This is a genomic window from Streptomyces sp. IBSBF 2435 (assembly GCF_036815005.1).
Taxonomy (GTDB): domain Bacteria; phylum Actinomycetota; class Actinomycetes; order Streptomycetales; family Streptomycetaceae; genus Actinacidiphila.
In genome coordinates, this window is sequence record NZ_JAJSYW010000298.1 from 1 (window position 1) to 5,068 (window position 5,068).

The 5,068-nt window shown below is 75.0% G+C and carries 5 protein-coding genes and 1 riboswitch; of the genes, 1 reads left to right on the forward strand and 4 read right to left on the reverse strand.

The features are described 5' to 3' along the window. From V7E46_RS32305 to V7E46_RS32320, 4 genes are all read right to left on the reverse strand, one after another. Positions 1-852: cobalamin biosynthesis protein (locus tag V7E46_RS32305; protein ID WP_333771735.1), on the reverse strand; the 852-nt coding region annotated here is incomplete at its 3' end. A 123-nt stretch (positions 853-975) separates the two neighbouring features. Then, positions 976-1,105, reverse strand: a riboswitch (cobalamin riboswitch). Positions 1,106-1,217: 112 nt separating this feature from the next. Continuing rightward, a complete protein-coding gene (locus tag V7E46_RS32310; RefSeq protein ID WP_333771736.1) occupies positions 1,218-1,421 on the reverse strand; it encodes a hypothetical protein in 204 nt (67 codons plus the stop codon). A 19-nt stretch (positions 1,422-1,440) separates the two neighbouring features. Then, complete coding sequence (locus V7E46_RS32315) at positions 1,441-2,673, reverse strand: inorganic phosphate transporter (protein ID WP_333771737.1); 1,233 nt, start codon at positions 2,671-2,673, stop codon at positions 1,441-1,443. A 178-nt stretch (positions 2,674-2,851) separates the two neighbouring features. Continuing rightward, positions 2,852-4,243, reverse strand: a complete 1,392-nt coding sequence (locus V7E46_RS32320) for an NAD(P)/FAD-dependent oxidoreductase (protein WP_333771738.1) — start codon at positions 4,241-4,243, stop codon at positions 2,852-2,854. Positions 4,244-4,339: 96 nt separating this feature from the next. Here V7E46_RS32320 and V7E46_RS32325 point away from each other — a divergent pair, with 96 nt between their 5' ends. Continuing rightward, positions 4,340-4,984 carry a class II aldolase/adducin family protein gene (locus V7E46_RS32325; protein ID WP_333771739.1) on the forward strand — a complete coding sequence of 215 codons (645 nt, stop codon included), beginning with the start codon at positions 4,340-4,342 and terminating at the stop codon, positions 4,982-4,984. The last annotated feature ends 84 nt before the right edge of the window (positions 4,985-5,068 follow it).

The following is a 5,068-nucleotide window of genomic DNA, read 5'->3' on the forward strand; positions in this document are numbered from 1 at the left end:
GGGGTTGTCCGCGGGGGTGGGCGGCGGGAAGGCGGCGCCGAGGACGGGGCGGTGCTCGGTGCGGCCCGCGTAGGACAGGGTGCCGCCGAGGCGCAGCCGCAGAGCGCCCGCGAAGGCGGCCTCGACGGGTCCCGCGTTCGGGCTCGGGTGCGCGGCGGCGTCCCGGCGCCAGGTGCGCAGGGCGTCCACCGGGTGCGTGGACGCCAGCGCGGCCAGGGCCGCGGTGAGCCGGGCGCCGGGCCAGCCCGCGACGTCGTCGAGCCGGGCCGCGGCCCACCCGAAGCGCAAGTGGCGCGGCGAGCGGTGCCCGACCATGGCGTCGAGCGTGTTGACCGCCCGGAAGCCCGCGAGCCCCGGCACCCCGCAGAGCGCGCCCCAGACCAGGGCGCCCACCACTGCGTCCGACGTGTTCTCGGCGACCGACTCCACCACGGCCCTGGCGATCCCGTCGGCGTCGAGGTGCTGCGGGTCCCGCCCGCACAGGTGCGGCAGCCGGGCCCTGGCCGCCTCGATGTCCCCGGCGTCGAGCGCGGCGGCGACGGCCCGCGCCTCCGCGGCCAGCGACGTACCGCCCAGCACCGACCAGGTGCAGGCCGCCGTCAGCCCGGCCGTCAGCGCGGCCGAGTGCCGTACCGCCCGCCCGGCGAGCGCGGCGGCACCCACCACGGCGCCGGTGCTCAGCGCCGTGTAAACGGCGCCGCTGAGCCGGTCGTCCCGCCACATCCGGCGCTCCAGCGCCCCCGCCGCGCGCCCGAACACCGCGACCGGATGGCCGCGGCGCGGGTCACCCGCGACGAGATCGCCGAGAAAGCCGAGCGCGGCGCCGTACGCGTGAACGCGATCGGCACGCATCAGCTCAGACCGCCGTCACACCCCGAGGGGCCGGCGTACACAAGGACGTACCGGGAAGGGCGCCGGGCATGGCAGGAGTCCTCACTCAGGGTCCGCGCCCTGGTTCGACGTGACCGGCGGTGAGAGTCTCCTGGCTCCCGGATCTACGCACTCCCGGTCTTCCAACCGGCGGGGCCGGCCGTGACGTACGGGTCGGGAGTGCACTCCCCGGTGACAGTGGCGGGACCGCGCCGGATTCGCACCGGACTTCCTCTCCTGCCGCCGTATGGCCCCCGCAGTCCACCATGCTCGCGCAGGCCCGTCAACCAGCCTGTGACCTGGGGCGACGGAGTGTGGTGAGGTCCACACCCCGCCGCGGGGCGCGGCTACTTGGCCACGATCAGCCAGATGCCCCAGGCCACGGCCGCCGTACACGCGGCGAAGCAGGCGTAGGCCCCGCTGCGCGCCAGCGCGGCGCCGCCCGGCCGGGACAGGCCGACCACGCCGAGGGTGAAGACGCCGACCAGGCCGACGGTGGAGACCAGGGTGACGGCCAGGACCGAGCCGAGGGCGTGCCAGTCGATGCTCATACGGGGCTCCTCGGGGTGGTCAGGCGGCCGTGGTGGTCGGGGTCGCGGGTCCGGCCGGCGCGATGGGCGCCGCCGGGGTCGGGACGGCGGCCGGCGGCTGGAGCACCGCGGCGATCGCCGCGGTCACCGCGCCCTGCGGCTCCGCGCCGAGGTCGTCGTTGACGTTGGTGTGGTTGACCGGCTTGCGGCGGGCCGCGGTACGGATCACGGCGCAGATCGCCAGGCCCGCGACGGCGACAACGGCCACGCCCCAGCCGCCCTGGTCGGCCAGCAGCGCCGCGCCGGCGGCCACCAGCCCCGCGGCGGGCAGCGTGAGCGCCCACGCGGCGACCATCCGCCCCGCGGTGCTCCAGCGCACCACCGCGCCGCTGCGGCCGAGGCCCGCGCCCATCACCGAGCCCGAGCAGACCTGGGTGGTGGACAGCGCGAAGCCGAGGTGGGAGGAGGCCAGGATGGTCGCGGCGGCACCGGTCTGCGCCGCGAAACCCTGCTGCGGCTGGATGTCGGTGATGCCCTTGCCCATGGTGCGGATGATCCGCCAGCCGCCTATGTACGTGCCCAGCGCGATGGCCGCGCCCGCCGAGACGATGACCCACAGCGGCGGGTCGGAGTGCGGGGCGATGACGCCGCCGGTGATCAGGGCGAGGGTGATGACGCCCATGGTCTTCTGCGCGTCGTTGGTGCCGTGGGCGAGCGAGACCAGGCTCGCGGAGGCGATCTGGCCCGCCCGGTAGCCCTTGGCGGTGGTCTGCGGATCGGCGCCGCGGCCGAGCCGGTAGCTCAGCCGGGTGGCCAGCGTCGCGGCGAGGCCCGCCACGACGGGGGCGGCGAGCGCCGGGATGAGGACCTTCATCACGACCGCCTCGCCGTGCACCCCGTGCCGGCCGACCGCGACCAGCGTGGCGCCGATCAGGCCGCCGAAGAGGGCGTGCGAGGAACTGGACGGCAGCCCGGCCAGCCAGGTCAGCATGTTCCAGACGATCGCGCCGACCAGCGCGGCGAAGATCATCGCGGGTTTGACGCCGGCGGACTCCTCGATGATGCCGCCGGAGATGGTCTTGGCGACCTCGACGGACAGGAAGGCGCCGACGAGGTTGAGCACGGCGGACATGGCCACCGCCGTCTTGGGCTTGAGTGCACCGGTGGAGATGGTGGTGGCCATCGCGTTGGCGGTGTCGTGGAAACCGTTCGTGAAGTCGAACACGAGTGCGGTGGCGATGACGATTCCGATCAGGAGCGTCATGTGTTCCATGGACCCAGGCAATCGTTCGATCGGACAGTGGCGAGGCGAACGTACGGATCATTGATGAACGGAAGGTGAACTGGCGGCGGACTCGCGGTGCCGACATGGCGCGGAGATGAACAGGGCCGGAACGGCACCCCGCGACGGGGGCCGTGCCGCGGCCCCCCGCGTACCGCCACCGTACGCCTCAGGACCGGCCCGAGATCCGGTCGGCGTACCGCGCGACCCGGTCGGTGGCCGCGCTCCGCCCGGCCATCTCCCGCCGGTCGGCGCCCCGGTAGGCCGCGTACATCCCGCGCACCCCCGCCCACCGCAGCGGCTCCGGCTCCCAGCGCCGCACCCGGTGGCCCACCCACGGCAGCGCCGTCAGCTCGGTGCCGTGGCCCTGGCCCGAGTCCAGCCGCACCAGGTCCCGCAGCGTACGGGCGGCCAGGTTCGACGTCGCCACCCCGCTGCCGACGTAGCCGCCCGCCCAGCCGAGGCCGGTCGTACGGTCCAGCTGCACGCTCGCGCACCAGTCCCGCGGCACCCCGAGCACCCCCGACCAGGCATGCGCCACCGCGACCCCGGCCGTTGCGGGGAAGAGCCGCACCAGCACCTCCCGCAGCGCGCCCACCGTACGGTCCGAGGTCCGCCCGTCGTTGTCGGTACGGGAACCGAAGCGGTACGGCACCCCGCGCCCGCCCAGCGCGATCCGGCCATCGGCGGTGCGCTGCGCGTACATGTACGCGTGCGCCATGTCGCCCAGCGTCTCGTTGCCCTCCCAGCCGATCGTCGCCCACAGCTCGGGCGGCAGCGGCTCGGTCACGATCATCGAGGAGTTCATCGGCAGCCAGGTGCGGCGCTGCCCCTTCACCGACGCGGTGAAGCCCTCGGTGCAGCGCAGCACATAGGGCGCGCGGACCGTGCCGTACGGGGTGACCGCGTGCTTGGGGCGGATCTCGGTCACCGTCGTCGACTCGTGGAGGGTCACCCCGAGGCGCTCCACCGCCGCGGCCAGCCCCTGGAGCAGCTTCACCGGGTGCACCCGGGCGCCGTGCGGGGTCCAGGTCGCGCCGACCGTGCCCGCCGCCCTGATCCGCCGCGCCGACTCCGCCGCGCCCAGCAGCACCCGGTCCTTCTCACCGAAGGCCAGCTCCTGCTCGTGGTACGCCCGCAGCCGCGCCAACTGCGCCGGGGAATACGCCACTTCCAGCACGCCGCCCTGCTCGATGTCCGCGTCGATGCCCTCCGCGGCGGCGACCCGCACCACCTCGCCGACGGTCGCGTTCATCGCCTGCTGCAACGCGACAGCCGCATCGTGGCCGTGCAGCTCGGCGTAGCGGTCGCGCCCCGCGATGCCGTTGTAGAGCCAGCCGCCGTTGCGCCCCGAGGCGCCGTAGCCGCAGAATCTCGCCTCCAGCACGGTGATCCGCAGGAAGGGCACCGCCTGCTTGAGGTAGTACGCCGTCCACAGCCCCGTGTAGCCGCCGCCGACGATCACGACATCGGCCTCCGCGTCCCCCGGCAGCGGCTCGCGCGGCAGCGGTATGCCGGTGCCTGCGTACCAGAACGAGATGCCGCCGTTGACGGTGGTCATAATGCACCTGCAATCGCTGTGGACCCCAGTGGTGTGCGGGGACGCTACTGCCCGCGCGGCGGCCACGGCAACGCCCGACCCGCGAAGGAGGCCGCCGTGCAGGACGCCGTCGAGAAAGCCTGGTCGGACGTGGTCGACACGGCCCGCCGCACTGTCGCCGACGGGCTCGTCGTCGGCACGTCGGGCAATGTGTCCGCGCGGGTCGGCGAACTCGTCGTCGTGACGCCGACGGGAGTGCCGTACGACCGGCTGCGCCCCCACGACGCGGTCGCCGTCGACCTCGACGGGCGGCAGGTGCGCGGCGAACTGCGCCCCACCAGCGAACTGCCCCTGCACCTGGCCGTCTACCGCGGTACCGGAGCCCGGGCGATCGTCCATACGCACGCGGCGCACGCGACGGCGGTGTCCACCCTCACGGGCCGGCTGCCGCCGGTGCACTACATGACCGCGGCCCTCGGCGGGACCGTCAGGGTCGCCCCCTACGCCCTCTACGGCACCCCCGAGCTGGCCGAGGCCGCGCTGGCCGCCCTGCGCAGCCGTACGGCCTGCCTGCTGGCCAACCACGGCACGATCGCCTACGGCGAAACGCTGGACCGGGCGTACGAGCGCACCGCGCAGCTGGAGTGGATGTGCCGCGTCTGGCTCCTCGCGAGCGCTGCCGGCGTGCCTCGCACCCTCACGCCCGCCGACCTCGCCGCCGCGGCGGCCCGCTTCTCGTCCTACGGCCAGCGCGATGCCTGACGGCGGGCTCGGGGGTCCGCGGTCCGCGGGCCCCTCGGGGGGGGGGGGGGGGGCCGGGGGCGCCGGGGGGGGGGGGCGCGGGCG

Coding starts and splice junctions, on each gene's coding strand:
- V7E46_RS32315 (WP_333771737.1), bottom strand. CDS start 2,673: ATGGAACACATGACGCTCCTGATCGGAATCGTCATCGCCACCGCACTC.
- V7E46_RS32320 (WP_333771738.1), bottom strand. CDS start 4,243: ATGACCACCGTCAACGGCGGCATCTCGTTCTGGTACGCAGGCACCGGC.
- V7E46_RS32310 (WP_333771736.1), bottom strand. CDS start 1,421: ATGAGCATCGACTGGCACGCCCTCGGCTCGGTCCTGGCCGTCACCCTG.